Source organism: Paenibacillus sp. FSL K6-2862, assembly GCF_038005125.1.
In the GTDB taxonomy this organism is placed as follows: Bacteria; Bacillota; Bacilli; order Paenibacillales; family Paenibacillaceae; genus Paenibacillus; species Paenibacillus illinoisensis_A.
Genome location: NZ_JBBOSN010000001.1, coordinates 3,645,913 through 3,661,450, shown reverse-complemented (window position 1 = coordinate 3,661,450; position 15,538 = coordinate 3,645,913). Strand labels below are relative to the sequence as shown.

Here is a 15,538-nt window from a genome sequence, read left to right as displayed (position 1 = left end):
TTATTGCATATGGTTGTACTCTAAGCCATCTATCATTTAGTCCATTTTAATCTTTGATGAAGTAATCCATCGGAATCTTTATTTTCTCCCACGACAAAATCAGTCATATGGTACGTTAGATATTGTTCGTACTTGCTTTCGGTTTTGAGCAGGAGCTCATGAACGTTATAAATACCTACAGGAATATCATCCAGTATTAGGCTGGCCAAGGCAGCATAAATGCCGCATGCGACTTGAAAATACGTGGCATTTGTTTTGTACTGAGCATAAATGCTACTACTTTTCATCGAATTATACATAAACTTTTCATGATCCTCGTAAACCAAAAGAACTCCAACGAGGTCAGCCCCTTCAACCTCCCCTTTGTCTGGATCAATTATGCGCTGGTTCCAATTCCATAAATCGTCTACTCGATCTAAATGGTTTCGAATTAAATTCGTTGTATACTCACTAACACGATAAATAAATCCAATCTGCATATCAAACAACTCACCTAGTGTTAGCACTTCTTCATGCGGCATCAGACATCCGTAAAATTCCTTGTCTCCTAACCTTACTTTGTATTCCATTGAATAGACCTGTTCATAAAAATAATGAGGCAAATGATTATGAACAAACATCGGATAACTTAATATGGCTTCATCCAGGAAACATTCGACTGACCAAGAAGTATAAATGGTGTTAGGTTCAATTAATGTTTGGTCTGCAAAAAAGGAGGTATCATGCTCAACAATGTAGCAGGCTAAAGGTTTTTTATCTGGATTTTCTTGCATCAGTTTTATAGCCATCCATTGTACGACGCCAGGATTCATACCTGAGCATGTAATGGCGGTTGTATGGGTGAAATCAGTTTTTCTAGTTTGATATTTAATATTTCGCTCTGCAAGGGGAAACCCGTGCATGCTCTCGTTATTATCCACCTCCTCATTCTCAAGGGCAGAATTAACATATAATATGCCTAGTTCGTTACAGCAGTTAAGCATCTCGATCGTATCGGCCCATGATACATCAATGACTACTTTTGTGTTTGTTTTAGTAAGGTGCTTTCGGAAGTCGCTGACTTTTTTAAGATCTAACTGGTGGATTTTGATTTGTTTCGAAAGATGGGGGCAGAGTTGATCATAATATGCTTTATCCTTTTGGTTCATATCAATGAGGTGGAATTGTGATTGGTTAATGATAGAGTGCATAGGGTCATTTTTATCTTGAACGGATTGATTAAGAATGGCTAATACCGCTTTAGCCGCACCTCCGCTGCTGCCTAGTATCGTAATGGAAGGAGAGATTATACAATCCAGCATCTTATCACTTCCTTCATAGTTATTCATGTTTATGTATTAATATATGATTCTACTAATCGCAACGATCGTGCTTCTACCTATTTAATAGATGAGAAATAATAGATTAGAGGGACAGCTAATTAGCTGAACAGGATGTATGGGAAACCTTATCATAATCGCGTTGAATTAATGGGTAGGACAGTTTAATGAAATAAAAGGGATTACAATTACTCGCATGGAAATAATAATAGTCAAAGTAGATTGTTAAATGGAGGGTGAATATGTTTCTCATTACTAATCCTAAAGTTTCTGGATTTACGCCCCAGTGGTCACAATTTAGAGGATTCTCAATTCTATTTGATAATCCATCAGACCGATTATTTCCCTTAGATGAAAGTAGAGAGCTGAGGTCACTTAGTTGTGATATTGAAACTGAAGAATTAAAATTATACAAAAGTTTATATCAAACTCTTACAATTTTCACAGAGTTGAACAATACATATTTGTTTTGCCCTTTGCCTTCTCATTCTTATCATGTGACGCTTTGGGATGGAATTAATGAAGCCAACGTTCAAGCTGTCTCACGCCAACATAGGTTCAAAGCCGAAGATCTGCTTGAAGGTTTACCGCATTCCTTTCTGAGAGAAAATGAGTTTCTCTGTATCGAAAACCAGCCGCTAAATATCAACATGAAAGAACCCATTACATTTCAATTTGATAGACTCCTAAAGTGGGGGAATTCTGTGTTAGTAGCAAGTCTAAAACCTGCGAATTCTCATTCTCAAGCCATCTTACATAAGATTGAAAAAGAAAGAAAATACCTTATTGAAGAGTATAAGGGACATTTCGGATTAGAAACGTGCGGATATTCCTATACACCTCACATCTCTCTAGGGTATTTCGCTAATAAAGAATTGGCTGAATTGACTACCTCCATGATTGATTCTTGGAATGAACATTTTTTAACAAACACCAAGGGACAAACCATTATATTTACTAGCAACAGTCTGTACGGTTTCAATCAAATGTCTACTTTCTTCAAAAAAGCTGTAAGAAATTAGTTGAAACAGCATTCAAATCCTCATTTTGGGAAAAATAAAATATCCCAACTATGAGGTGATTGCATTTGATAAAAATAATTTTGGCGTTCGTTTTAGCCCTTGGGTTAGCTTCGCTAATAGAAACCCCAGCTTCGGGCGAAGACACTCTGCCAGCAACAGACACAATGCCATGCACGTTAATTCAACAGGCACTGATAGTCGAATTGAATCCTCAAATAATGAGTGCTCTTCGTCAAAAGTACCAAGACAACTTTTTGTACTCGAATGTCCATGTATTACCGATCCAAGGTTCAGACACTCTGCAGATAGAATTTATTTTAGAAATGACGGTGATGAAAGGAGAGCAGCCAGAAACAGTTCAAATGACGTTTCTACGAGATGGTCTTAATGGATATAGGGTAGATGATATAGCCAGTAAGCTGAATTAAGAAGTTCCAAGCGACTTGGAGTGAAGCTATGAAATTATTACTAACATCTGGGCGTTAATAACAACAGCATACGCGACGCGTTAGTGGACATGTTGGACAAGCCGATCGCCGACTCCAACGCACTGTGTATTCCCACCGCAATGTACGGACACCCCTGGGTCGGACCTGGCGTCAATACCTGGCAGTTCATCAGCGGGAAATCCGAGAACCCCATGGTTGACCTGGGCTGGAAGTCTGTTGGTGTGTTAGAGCTCACCGCGCTGCCAAGCATCAGTAAAGACCGCTGGGTGCCGCTGGTTCAGGAAATAGACGTCCTGCTGGTGGCGGGCGGCGACGCCCTCTTCCTGAACCACTGGATGCGGAAGTCTGGATTGGCAGACCTCTTACCATTGCTCCAGGCAGTTTATGTGGGAATGAGCGCGGGTAGTATGGTGATGGCACCCAACATTGGGGAATACTTTGTTGGCTGATTCCACCTGGCGGTGGTGATGCGACACTGGGCCTGGTTGACTTTGCAATTTTTCCGCATCTTGATCATGAAATGCTTCCAGAAAACACCATGGGTGCTGCTGAAAGCTGGGCCGCTGAAATTCAAGGGCCTACATATGCGATTAATGATCAAACCGCCATCAAAGTGATCGATGGAACAGTAGAAGTTGTTTCCCAAGGGCATTGGAGGCATTTTACGTTATGAAATTCACACTGTTGGTGACATAAGTAAGTTTCATGAATTTGTTAGTCAAGGAAGCGAGATCAACGTAGCTTAGACGTATCCAAGAAGAGCATTCAATACAAAGGATAGAAAATAACAAATACAGGCGTTTGACTTTCATTTTACTATATCGTATTATTCTAATATAACGATACAGGAGGGTTAACTTTGGATAAACTCGGTTTTAACGATAGCGGTGATTTGAAGCAGTTTGAGGAACCTGCTAACTTACTGAAGGCCCTTTCTCATCCTATACGCCTGTGCATTGTGCGTGGGCTGATGCGTAAAAAGAAATGTAATGTTTCCTATATGCAGGAGTGTCTGGATCTGCCGCAATCAACCGTTTCCCAGCATTTGCAGAAGCTGCGCAGTGCAGGAATTGTTGATACGGAGCGAAATGGCCTCGAAGTGAATTATATACTTGCAAACCAACGTATTGAACAGATTATAACTGTTTTATTTGGAGAGGATGAATGTGAATCATGAGTAAGAAAGTAGTCATTGTTGGTGGAGTAGCGGGGGGGGCGTCAGCAGCTGCCCGCCTACGCCGACTGGATGAACATGCTGAAATAGTCATATTTGAAAAGGGGCCCTACATTTCATTCGCCAACTGCGGCTTACCTTATTATATAGGCGGAACGATTGCTGAGCGTGACCGTTTGCTGGTACAAACACCTAAAGGAATGGCAGATCGTTTCCGAATTGATGTACGTACACAGAGTGAGGTCATATCAATCAATCCACAACAACAAACGATTCAAGTGAACAGCGAGGAGCGCGGTCAATACGAAGAAACCTATGACGAGTTGATTCTGTCTCCAGGTGCACGTCCGGTGATCCCTGATTTGCCGGGTATAGATAATCCATTGATTTATACAGTGCGTAACATTCCAGACATTGATCGAATCAAAGATGCAATAAGTGCATCTAACAACGAGTCAGCAATCGTTATTGGTGGTGGATTTATCGGTGTAGAAATGGCAGAAAATTTGAGGGAAGCTGGACTACATGTAACGCTGGTTGAGGGTAACGAACAAGTGCTCACTCCATTTGATCCTGAACTCGCAGCTTCACTGGCACAAGAAATGGAGCAGCATGGTGTTAATTTGCAGTTTTCCAAGCGTGTAAAGGGTTTTCGTTCACTGGAGCATGGCATCGGGGTCGAGCTTGCAGATGGTCACATTTTAAAAGGAGATCTTGTGATTCTCGCGATTGGCGTGTCGCCAGATACCTCATTTCTGCAAAGCAGTGGTATTTCCTTGGGGACACGTGGACACATCATTGTTAATGAGGCCATGGAAACCAATATACCGCATATATATGCGGTTGGTGATGCAATTGAAGTCAGTGATTACATCCATGGAACCAAGACAGCCATTCCGCTTGCAGGTCCTGCCAACAAACAAGGACGTATTGCTGCGGATCGGATTGCTGGCATTAATTCTACCTACAAAGGAACACAAGGGACTTCTATTATTAAAGTGTTTGGACTGACTGGAGCAACCACGGGCAGCAATGAAAAGGTATTAAAACGTCATAACGTGGATTATCATACGGTGATTGTTCATCCTGCTTCTCATGCATCGTATTATCCAGGATCGAGTGCAATTACTCTGAAATTGCTGTTTTCCCCTGAAGGAAGAATCCTGGGTGCCCAGGCAGTTGGATTTGAAGGAGTGGATAAACGGATTGATGACATTGCGGTTGCTATTCATTTTGGGGGTCATATAAGCGACTTGACTGAACTTGAACTGAGTTATGCACCGCCCTATTCATCAGCAAAAGATCCGGTTAATATGGCTGGGTATGCAGCAGAGAATATTATGGCCGGACGTGTCAAAACGTTCACTTATGATCAGCTGTCTATGCGCCAGCCGGAGCAAACCATACTACTAGATGTACGTAGCGAGCTGGAGCATCGGAATGGCCACATTCCCGGATCATTAAATATCCCAGTGGATGAGCTTCGTGAGAGAATGGATGAGCTAGATATCTCTAAAGAAATCTGGGTATACTGCCAAGTAGGTTTACGGGGATATACTGCAACACAAATTTTGCGTCAGCACGGTTTCACCGTTAATAATTTGAGTGGTGGATTCAAAACGTATCGCCAAGCGCAATTTAAACCAGCTCCGTATTCTGGCCAAAAGCATGAGGTTACAGATGATCAGAATCATAACGATCATGTTTCTCATCCAAAGCAAAATACATTACATCAGACGGATCAACTCTCTTCTCAGCCATTGCGTATCGATGAAGAAATGGATGTATGCGGATTGAGCTGCCCTGGTCCGTTAATACAAGTAAAGCAGAAGATGGATCAACTATCCGATGGAGAAACGCTGCGGGTAAAAGCTTCTGATCCAGGGTTTTACGAGGATGTAAAGGCATGGGCAGCAATGTCTGGTGCAGCACTCATACAGTTGGAACGTGGTAAGAACGGTATCATTGAAGCAGTACTAACCAAGCAGACAGAAATGGTCAAATCATCTTCTTCTGAAGCTCAACATGTGGAACCTGCCAGTACGATGGTTGTCTTCAGTGGCGACCTGGATAAAGCCATAGCCTCTCTTATTATTGCTAATGGCGCAGCTGCAAGCGGGCGCAAAGTAACCATGTTTTATACATTCTGGGGACTAAATATTATTCGCAAGCATCAGCCGGGACCGGTATCCAAAAACATGATAGGCCGTATGTTTGATCTTATGCTGCCACGTGGTAGTCACAAGTTAGGCTTATCCAAAATGAATATGATTGGTGTCGGTCCTAAAGTTATTCGCGGCATTATGAAGAAAAACAACGTCGCCTCTCTGGAAGAATTGATTCAAACTGCGTTAGCACAAGGTGTTGAAATGGTTGCTTGTCAGATGTCTATGGATCTGATGGGTATCCAGCGGGAAGAGATCATGGATCAGGTTACGATTGGTGGTGTAGGTTACTATCTGGGCCAGGCTGACAAATCAAACCATAATCTGTTTATATAGAAGGGATATGCACTTTATATTAATTAAATCAATCATGAAAAAGTCTCAGATCGACCTTGAGGGTTATTCCCTCAAGGTCTTTCTTTGTCGTAAGACACGCTTATGAAAGTTGAGTAGGACCATCCCTCCGATGAATATAAATATTTACCTCTTGCATAAAGAACGTGTGTTCGGTTTATAATATATACAAACATACGTTCTTAAAGTACAGGAGTGATTTCAGTGTTGACTAAGCAGCGAACCATTATGCTCATTGATATGCAGAGCTTTTATGCTTCAGTCGAAAAGGCGAAAATGCCTCAATACAAAAATAGACCACTTGCCGTTGCAGGCGACCCAGCAAGACGTTCTGGCATTATTCTTGCTGCTTGTCCATTAGCCAAAGCGAGGGGTGTATCCACCGCAGAACCACTCTGGCAGTCGCTTCAGAAGTGCCCTGAACTAATCATTGTTAGACCTCATATGCAAGAATACATTGAAGTATCCACTCAAATCATGTCCATTATTGAGGAGTTTACCGATCTGGTTGAGCCGTACAGTATAGACGAATTATTCGCTGATTTTACAGGGTCTATGCATCTATTCGGTAATGATCCCGTCGATCTAGCCAAGCAAATTCAAGATAAGATCTATAATGAAACAGGGGTTTACGCAAGAGCGGGCATTGGCGAAAACAAAATCATCAGTAAATTGTGCTGCGATATGATCGCTAAAAAGGTCAAAGGGGGCATTTTCCACTTAAAGAAAGAAGAATTACACCTCCACATTGGAGATAAGCCCATTCGCGATATGTGGGGGATTGGCTCAAGAATGGAAAAACATCTGTGGAAGATGGGTATCCGAACCATTAGAGACTTGGCGAACACACCACTTACCAAACTCAAAAGTAAATGGGGCGTTAATGGAGAGGTGATCTGGCGCATCGCCAATGGACTCGATAACTCGCCGGTAACCGTCAACACACACAGTACACAAAAGGATATTGGAAACGGAATGACCCTGCCTAGAGATTACACAGAAGCTTGGGAGATCGAAGTGGTAATCCTCGATATCTGTACTGAAGTATGCCGAAGAGCTCGTAAAAAAGGACTGATGGGTAGTGTCGTTTCCGTGAGTGTGTCCGGAGCGGATTTTGACCATCCAACAGGCTTTCACAGGCAGGTTAAGCTGTCTGATCCAACAAACATAACCGTTGATGTGTGCAAGATCGCCAAACGCATATTTCATCAACACTGGGATGGGCAACCGGTGCGCCGTGTAGGCGTATCCCTTTCTCAATTATCCGACGCGGATACATATCAACTATCTTTCTTTGATGATCAGGAGCACAAACGGGCTATTGATCAGGTGATGGACGACATTAAGGATCGATTTGGCGACATTGCCATACTTCGAGCAAGCTCCATTACAGCTGCTGGTCAGGCAATCGATAGAGCATCTAAAATTGGGGGGCACTACAAATGAGCAAAAAACTTGAGGCCAATGGATTATGGGAATCGAGCCGCATGATGCTTCCACAACATAAAGAACGAATCATACAGCATCGTACTCAAATTCATGTTCAAGCTAAACCGCTAATTCATGAGGATGAGTGGGAGATCATTGCTCAAAATGTAGATATGTCGCTCAACTATACATTACAAGCCACCATTGAAGTGTTTAATGAGTCGGGCAATCGATATATACACGGAATCATTACTTCAGTCAGTACCGTTGGAAAGAAAATCAAAATTGAAATGCACAATGGATTTGAATGGGTCGATTTTGATCAATTGGTCACGGTCAAACTTGAAGAAGGAGGCGTGTACGGTGAGACAGACTTCTGAGGAACTTGCACTCGTAAAGAGGCTGGTAGAGCTTCCCTATCTGTTAAGTGCTCTGGAGGTAGATAAGCATAAAATATACGCTTCAAACTTTAAGATGAAATCGGTCTATGTTGATTACTTAGACGGTACCCAAAAGAAAATCGCTTTAGAGATGTACCGATCCAAACAAAGTTTAAAGGAACACCATATTAAAATCATTGATGAACAGAGGTCTGAGCTAAGTCTAACGGTAAATTATTCGGTGAGAGGTTACATTCATAAAATGACGTTATTATGGAGCAAAGTGAAAGTGGATGTTACCTTAATGCTTACGGAGCATATGAACGTTGATATTACTGAATTGTCCAAATAACAACTAGAGTTAGAGCAGAAGGGTATATAACTGCAAAGGGTGGACCATAATGCAATTATAACCATTGTTTTCTTCTCCCGAATGGGTAAACCGACCTTTGAAATTTGAGGGTCGGTATTTTTGTCTGTAATTTGAATGCGGAATCCAATCATTTCTTCAACATCCTGAAACTTTTCAACAAAATGTGACCAAATGCCGTCCTTAAGAGTGTTAGAGGTATAAAGGAGGGCTGAACAACCATGCGGCGATCCGTGCCCCAACTGGGCGATCATGTGATGAACATTTATGAGACTTATGCGGATACTCTGTTCCGAATAGCCATGGTACACCTGGGTAGACGAGAGGACGCGGAGGAAGCTACTCAGGATACCTTCATCAAGCTAATGGAAAAAGCCCCTACGTTCAACGATGCAGAGCATCAGAAAGCATGGTTGATCCGAGTCATCACCAATCACTGCAAATCCTTATTAGGTAGAGGCTGGCGCAAACGGGAGGTCCATCTGGAGGGAGCAGAATTCCTAACCACCGATGACCCTGAAGACCGGGTGCTCATTGAACTCGTGCTGTCATTGCCCATCAAGTATAGAGCGGTGGTTCATCTGTATTATTACGAGGATTATCCAGTCCGAAAAATCAGTGAAATTTTACAGATTAGCGAGTCAGCGGTGAAGATGCGATTACAGCGGGGGAGACAGCTGTTAAAACTGGAGCTTGAAGGGGAGGAACCGAATGAACGAGGAACAATTCAAACGAAATTATAAGAGAGCGGTGGATCAGATGAAAACAAATGACCAGATGAGAAAACGCATGGAGCACATCTCCAATGTGCGGCACCATAAACCAAAACGCCAGCGCAAGCCTCTTTACATTGCAGCGAGTGTTGTCATTGCTGCCAGCATCGGACTGGCTGCTCCAAGCTTATGGCAGCAGTGGAACGGTTCGACACAACCGGGGACACAAATGGCTGCGAACGTTACATATGATCCGGTAGTGATTCCGAAGACGGAACTCCCCAATTCAAATAGCAGCGGTCCAAAGGCAAATATGCTTCAACTGGTTGTATACCAAGGGCATGTCTATACGCAGTCCCCAACGTCGCTTAACGGTGAGGATGCGCTGGCATTGCGCGGAGAAAAACTGGGTACTACAACGGGTGGCATTCATGAGTTGAGTAGTCAGGATGAATATAAAGAGCTGGCCTCCAACATTGGTGAAGCAGATATCTATAGGGTTGATGGCTACGATAAGGACTTCCGAATCATGTCAACCACTGAAGTGGATGGTCAGGTATACGCTCAATTGTTTGACAAGAACAATGATATCACGATCGGGAGCGGTGTCGATCTGTTTGGCAAGCTGAATCTCGAAGGTAACATCCATTCTGCACAATGGGAGACCTTTGAAAGCTGGAGTAATGGCTTATCACAGTTACAGCCGTTGGCAGCGGACCCATCATTGGAAAAATTCATTTCGGCACTATATGAGTCCAAACCACTAGCCATGACTTCAGACCTGGAAGAGAATCTTTATGGTCAGGAAGATCGTAAGATCATCTACCTAGCGCTTGAAGACAAGACACAAGTCCCACTGGTTCTGTTCAAAGAAGGACTGGTGCGGTACGGTAATGTACCCGTCGTTTTTGAGGTGGAGAAAGGTACTTTCCAAACCTTCTGGGATGGTTTAGGCAAATAAAGCAATGCAGTGATTAAGTTTATTGATAATGAGTGAAACCAGAAATCGAGAAACGACAATACTCTGTAAAGAGAATGTCGTTTTTTCTATAGAATTTTATCTGTGTATAATTTCTGCTATCTATTTTTTTAACTTTTACAGCACATAGTCCTCTGTAGAAACAAACGATGAAAATAAGGCCAAGATCAATAGTTGTTCAACAGTGGATAACATAATTGTTCTCGTTGACGATACCTCTTAAAGCGTAGTATTATTTTACCAATTTAGCTGTGTGAGGAGGATTCGGATGTCTACGATTAAGGCCATTGTACTGGACCTGGACGGAACTTTGCTCGGAAGTGATAAATCGATATCGCCCAGGAATGTTCAGGCTGTTAAACGATGTTTTGATTCGGGGATACATATTATAATTGCCACGGCAAGGCCGCCAAGAGCGGCAAATCAATTTGTGAAGCAGTTTCCGTTTGTAGATTACATGATTTATTACAATGGCGCTTTAGTTACATGCAAATCCAAACAAAATGAGCGCCATATTCCTATCCCTCTGGAGATCAACCAACAGATTAATACATTCATCGAGTTAAACATGCCTCAATCCATAATCTCATACGAGGTTAATGATTCATGGTACACAAGAAAACCAATTCTGGACTCGCAATGCACTCAATTCGGTATCCGTCCGAATGATCTGAAACCTCAAGTTGTTGACCAACACTATATAGACTCTCTATCCCCGACCAAAAATATTAGTTCTAGGTTGTAACACATGGAAGGATCTAAGCGAGCAATTTGGTGACCATGTAAACGTGATCGCAACGGATGGAGGCGTATTGATCCAAATCATGCAGAAATCAGCTTCAAAGGAAAAAGCCGTGGAATGGGTGTTAAGTGAAATTGGGGTAAATTCAGAAAATGTGATGGTGTTTGGGGATGATTTTAACGATTTAGGCCTATTCCATCTGTCCGGATTTCCTGTAGCCATGGGGAACGCGATCATTGAACTGAAAAAATGCGCCGTTTACATAACCGATTCAAATGATAATGATGGTGTGGCTAATGCTATTGGAAAATTTGTGATATAACCCACTACAGTGAAGTATTTTGACGAACTGAAACGTCAGCTTTGATACAACTTCTCTATATACGAATGAGTTGCAGAAGAAGAACACGTTCCTGTGAAAAGCAATAACATCACCGAAAGTGGTTGTAGACGAGAATATGTAGTAAAATTCTTGTTGAAGCTTTTGATATAAAAAAATATTTTTACTACGATTCAAATAAGAAAATATATTAACATAGATAAAAGTTGGTGGAATAGATGAAAAACACAAATTCAAAAAAACGAGTAACCCTGAAGGATGTAGCGGAGCACGCCGGTGTTTCTACAACGACTGCTTCTCTGGTGGTTAGAAATAATCCCAGAATTCCACAAGCAACTCGTGCAAAAGTGTTGAGTTCGATTGAGGAATTAGGTTACATCTATGATCGAGTAGCTGCCAATATGCGATCACAAAGTTCAAATTTGATTGGCGTGATTGTGACTAATATTGCAAATAAATTCATCTCAGAATTTCTGATTGGAGCGCAGGACAAACTTGAGGAATTCGGTTACACGGTGTTACTCGGTACAACCTCAGATAATGCAAGCAAGCAGCAAAATTTAATCTCAACGATGGTTGAACACAGGATTGATGGTCTGATCCTGAATCCATCCTCCATAAGCTTAGAAAAGACCGTAAAACAGTTAAATAATCTGAAAATTCCTTTAGTGCTGGCGAATAGGGAAATGTATAATATTCATGCCGATTATGCGGGTATCGACTATGAAGAAGGAACGTACCTGGCTATCACACATTTGGCAAAAAAAGGACATCGAAGAATAGCTTTTCTAGGTGGCATTAAAGAATCTTCGACATGGACGAAAAGAATGGATGGATACCGGAAGGCGTTCATGGATCATAATTTAGAACTCGAAGAGAGTATTATCATAGCCAGCGACCCTACAAGCGAAGGCGGAGAGGAAGCCGCGAACGTTTTATTACGTTTACCGAATCCTCCTACAGCCATTTTTTGCTTTAGTGATTTGATTGCCTTCGGAGTAATGAAGGTGTTAACTAGAGAGGGGAAGGTTGTGGGACGGGATGTAGATGTCGTCGGATTTGATAACATACCAGACGCAGAAAATTACCACCCACCACTAACAACGGTCTCATCCTTCCCTAAATCGATCGGGATTCAAGCAGCCAAGCTTCTGCATAGTAAGATTATTGGTGAAAGTGAAGGACTTCAACGGATTATTCTTAAGCCGGAGCTAGTCGTCAGAGAAACATCTAAATAATATAAATTTTTTCCAAATTGGATAAAACACAAAAACACCTCTCAGTGAGAAAAGGATCGTTACTCTAACGTTCCAAGTATCGCTGAAAGGTGTTTTTTTGATTTATCATTCGATTACTCAAATGAAAGGACGTCCCCATAGGACGCTAAACGTGATAACGAAACAACTGTGAAATTAATCACAATATTGACACATTTTTTTTAGGGGAGTATAGTAGGTTCTGCGCAACATTAGTATATCGATATACTAGATTTAACCCTTGATTTAAAAGGATGATACTTATATTTTTTTATTATTTTTGTGCATCGATATACCACGGTTTATACATCAAGGTATATTTCCGAATATAGGCGTACAAAATTGTATCATTAGGGGGCAAAGGAATGAAATTTTAACGAATTGTTGAAGTTGTATTTCGCAAAGGGGACAGCAAATGAAATTTCCGTATCTAAAAATGGGATTAGGGATTTATCTGAGTTATTTACTGCTAGGAATGGTCAATATCATGCTCGCATCCAATATGACCTTTTTATCGGAGCGATTACATGTTGCCCAAACAGATATTAGCTTGCTTATTTCTGTTGTTGGGATTGGCCACTTACTAACCATTAATATTGCAGGTAAATTATCCGATCGTTATGGAAGAAAACCTTTGATCATTGCAGCTGCTGTGTTATACGCTGTTTTTCTTGTCGGAACACCATTATCAACTCACTTCCAGATTGCTCTCTTATTCGCTTTCTTTGCCGGAATCAGTAATTCGCTTTTGGATTCTGGTGCTTATCCAGCCTTGAATGAAAGCTTCAAAGAGGCAGCAGGTACGGCAATTGTGTTAATAAAAGCATTCATGTCAATAGGAGCCATCATTCTACCGGCATTAATATCCTTTTTTATGTCTAAAGAATTGTTTTTTGGTTATGCATTTTTCATACCTGCGTTTCTGTTTGCTCTGTTAGGAATGTATTTTGTAACGATTCGATTTCCTGGAATGACTACCCAGAATCCTGACAAGCAGAGAAGTGAGACAGATTCCGGTGAGCAAAGGACCGACTTGTATAGCTGGAAAGAAGGTTCTGCTCTGGTCATCATCGGTTTTTTTTCTGTGTCTTTGTCATCTGTTATTCAGACATGGCTTCCTACTTATGGTAAACAAGCTTTACTTCTAAATGAGAAGAGTGCAGTAGAGTTACTTAGTTTTTACAGCATGGGCGGATTAATTTGTGTTTTGGTGCTTGCATTCTTGTTGAAGAAATTCATTAAACCTATTACGGCAATGATCGTTACACCAGGTGTCGCAACCCTCTTTTTGGTTGTGCTGCTTGTGTCCCGTAATCCTTTGTTGGCGCCGTTTATCGCATTCTTCCTTGGACTGTTTACTTCAGGAATGTATCAATTAGCTATGACGGTAATGATTGATTTATTTCCGGCAAAAAAAGGGGTAAGCGTTTCATACGTAAGTGCTGCTGCCAGTGTGGCTTTCATGGTTATCCCATTTGTCACAAGTTTACTCGTTAAATATATTGGCATATCCGCAGTATTTGTTTTTGACTTATGTATTGCTGTGATGAGTACATGTCTGGCGCTTTATTTATCCAAGCAAATAAGAAAGATTACTATCAAATAAAGTCTCACTAAATATTTGCTTTTAATATAAGAGGAGAGAAATGAAATGAAGAATCCATATATTAAAACGTCCCTTGGCATGTACTTGAATTATTTTATGCTCGGGATGATCAATATTATTATAGCCTCCAATATGAGTGCCTTATCCGAAAACTACAATCGACCAGTTGAAAAGATCAGCTTGCTTGTTTCTGCAATTGGTATTGGTAAGCTGATTGCTTTATTCTTTGCCGGCCGGTTGTCCGACAAAATTGGTCGTAAACCAATTATCATCACAGGAAGTTTTCTGTACTTACTGTTCTTGGTGGGTATTCCTTTAATGACAAGTTACCCCGTGGCGTTTGTATTGGCTATCACGGCCGGGATAGCGAATTCATTACTTGATTCAGGAACATATCCTGCGTTGATTGAATCCTTTCCTAAGAAATCCAGCTCGGCGACGGTCCTTGTCAAAGCGATCATGTCCATTGGAGCTACTTTACTGCCATTCATTCTTGCAATTCTAGTTGCTAACGATATCTCATGGGGTTGGTCGTTTTACGCTCTGGGTGCCTTGTTTTTGATCAGTGGAATTTACTTGATCTTTATGCCGTTCCCAGCATTTAAAACCAATTCTAAAGATGAAGTAGAAAGTGAAGGTGGAAAAAGTCGTTTCAAGGAAGAACCGAAATTCTGGGGAGAAGGACTTGCCATTATTTTGATTGGATTTACGTCCACCTCATTGTTTGTGGTTTGGCAAACATGGCTTCCAGAGCTGGGATCTAAATTTATTGGACTGAGTGAAAATGTTTCGGTACAGCTTCTAAGTTACTTTAGTATTGGAGCATTGGTGTCGGTTCTATTGCTTGCAGCTGTACTGGATAAGCTCGTTAAACCAATCACTGTTATGATTCTATACCCATTGATTGCCTTCTTATCCATGCTGAGCTTGTTCTTTGTTCAATCATATCCAATTGTTATTATTATGACGTTTATCTTAGGATTATCTACTTCGGGTACCTTCCAATTGGCTATCACTGTGATGACACAATTTTTCGTCAAGAACAAAGGAACGACAACGTCATATGTAAATATAGCAGGAAGTCTTGCTTTCATATTGATTCCTTTCATCTCCAGCTTCTTGGTGGGACAGGTGGGTATTTCGATGACACTTGTACTTGATATGATTATTGCACTTCTGAGTGCATTGCTGGCAGCATATGTGCTTGTTCGTAGCAAAAAAGTGTTTCGTTAATAAATATA

15 protein-coding genes and 1 pseudogene are annotated in these 15,538 nt (G+C 41.3%); 15 read left to right on the top strand and 1 reads right to left on the bottom strand.

All coding sequences use genetic code 11. The annotated features are described in order from the left end of the window. Positions 1-32 precede the first annotated feature (32 nt). The gene (locus MHB82_RS16565) at positions 33-1,301 is read right to left on the bottom strand and encodes a saccharopine dehydrogenase NADP-binding domain-containing protein (protein ID WP_110822755.1); all 1,269 of its coding nucleotides are present in this window, start codon (positions 1,299-1,301) and stop codon (positions 33-35) included. A gap of 260 nt (positions 1,302-1,561) precedes the next feature. Here MHB82_RS16565 and MHB82_RS16560 point away from each other — a divergent pair, with 260 nt between their 5' ends. The 15 genes and pseudogenes from MHB82_RS16560 to MHB82_RS16490 all read left to right on the top strand — a co-directional run bounded on the left by MHB82_RS16560 (position 1,562) and on the right by MHB82_RS16490 (position 15,530). Beyond that, positions 1,562-2,341 carry a hypothetical protein gene (locus MHB82_RS16560; RefSeq protein ID WP_341175321.1) on the top strand — a complete coding sequence of 260 codons (780 nt, stop codon included), beginning with the start codon at positions 1,562-1,564 and terminating at the stop codon, positions 2,339-2,341. 65 nt (positions 2,342-2,406) lie between these two features. After that, positions 2,407-2,769, top strand: a complete 363-nt coding sequence (locus tag MHB82_RS16555) for a hypothetical protein (protein WP_341175320.1) — start codon at positions 2,407-2,409, stop codon at positions 2,767-2,769. A 28-nt stretch (positions 2,770-2,797) separates the two neighbouring features. Further along, positions 2,798-3,463: pseudogene (locus tag MHB82_RS16550) on the top strand (Type 1 glutamine amidotransferase-like domain-containing protein). Between the two features lie 186 nt (positions 3,464-3,649). Beyond that, positions 3,650-3,967 carry an ArsR/SmtB family transcription factor gene (locus tag MHB82_RS16545; protein WP_227779475.1) on the top strand — a complete coding sequence of 106 codons (318 nt, stop codon included), beginning with the start codon at positions 3,650-3,652 and terminating at the stop codon, positions 3,965-3,967. Continuing rightward, positions 3,964-6,465 carry an FAD-dependent oxidoreductase gene (locus MHB82_RS16540; RefSeq protein ID WP_341175319.1) on the top strand — a complete coding sequence of 834 codons (2,502 nt, stop codon included), beginning with the start codon at positions 3,964-3,966 and terminating at the stop codon, positions 6,463-6,465. The genes MHB82_RS16545 and MHB82_RS16540 overlap by 4 nt, the downstream gene beginning before the upstream one ends. Positions 6,466-6,711: 246 nt before the next feature. Further along, complete coding sequence (locus MHB82_RS16535) at positions 6,712-7,929, top strand: DNA polymerase IV (protein ID WP_181429983.1); 1,218 nt, start codon at positions 6,712-6,714, stop codon at positions 7,927-7,929. Continuing rightward, positions 7,926-8,291 carry a YolD-like family protein gene (locus MHB82_RS16530; RefSeq protein ID WP_095357756.1) on the top strand — a complete coding sequence of 122 codons (366 nt, stop codon included), beginning with the start codon at positions 7,926-7,928 and terminating at the stop codon, positions 8,289-8,291. Before MHB82_RS16535 ends, MHB82_RS16530 begins: the two co-directional genes overlap by 4 nt. Then, positions 8,275-8,643, top strand: coding sequence for a hypothetical protein (locus MHB82_RS16525; RefSeq protein WP_095357757.1), 369 nt, complete (start codon positions 8,275-8,277; stop codon positions 8,641-8,643). The genes MHB82_RS16530 and MHB82_RS16525 overlap by 17 nt, the downstream gene beginning before the upstream one ends. 239 nt (positions 8,644-8,882) lie before the next feature. Beyond that, positions 8,883-9,404: an RNA polymerase sigma factor gene (locus MHB82_RS16520; RefSeq protein ID WP_110822761.1), complete on the top strand. Its 522-nt coding sequence runs from the start codon at positions 8,883-8,885 to the stop codon at positions 9,402-9,404. Then, positions 9,373-10,335 (top strand): hypothetical protein, encoded by a 963-nt coding sequence (locus MHB82_RS16515; protein ID WP_341175318.1) that lies wholly within the window; start codon positions 9,373-9,375, stop codon positions 10,333-10,335. The genes MHB82_RS16520 and MHB82_RS16515 overlap by 32 nt, the downstream gene beginning before the upstream one ends. A 286-nt stretch (positions 10,336-10,621) precedes the next feature. Beyond that, on the top strand, positions 10,622-11,098 hold the full coding sequence (locus MHB82_RS16510) for an HAD family hydrolase (RefSeq protein WP_341175317.1): 477 nt from the start codon (positions 10,622-10,624) through the stop codon (positions 11,096-11,098). Beyond that, positions 11,079-11,417: an HAD family hydrolase gene (locus MHB82_RS16505; RefSeq protein WP_341176650.1), complete on the top strand. Its 339-nt coding sequence runs from the start codon at positions 11,079-11,081 to the stop codon at positions 11,415-11,417. The genes MHB82_RS16510 and MHB82_RS16505 overlap by 20 nt, the downstream gene beginning before the upstream one ends. A 236-nt stretch (positions 11,418-11,653) precedes the next feature. Then, positions 11,654-12,673, top strand: coding sequence for a LacI family DNA-binding transcriptional regulator (locus MHB82_RS16500; RefSeq protein ID WP_341175316.1), 1,020 nt, complete (start codon positions 11,654-11,656; stop codon positions 12,671-12,673). A 433-nt stretch (positions 12,674-13,106) separates the two neighbouring features. Beyond that, entirely contained in the window at positions 13,107-14,297 is a 1,191-nt protein-coding gene (locus MHB82_RS16495; protein WP_095357761.1) for an MFS transporter, read from the top strand. A 45-nt stretch (positions 14,298-14,342) separates the two neighbouring features. Next, entirely contained in the window at positions 14,343-15,530 is a 1,188-nt protein-coding gene (locus MHB82_RS16490; RefSeq protein WP_095357762.1) for an MFS transporter, read from the top strand. Positions 15,531-15,538: the final 8 nt, after the last annotated feature.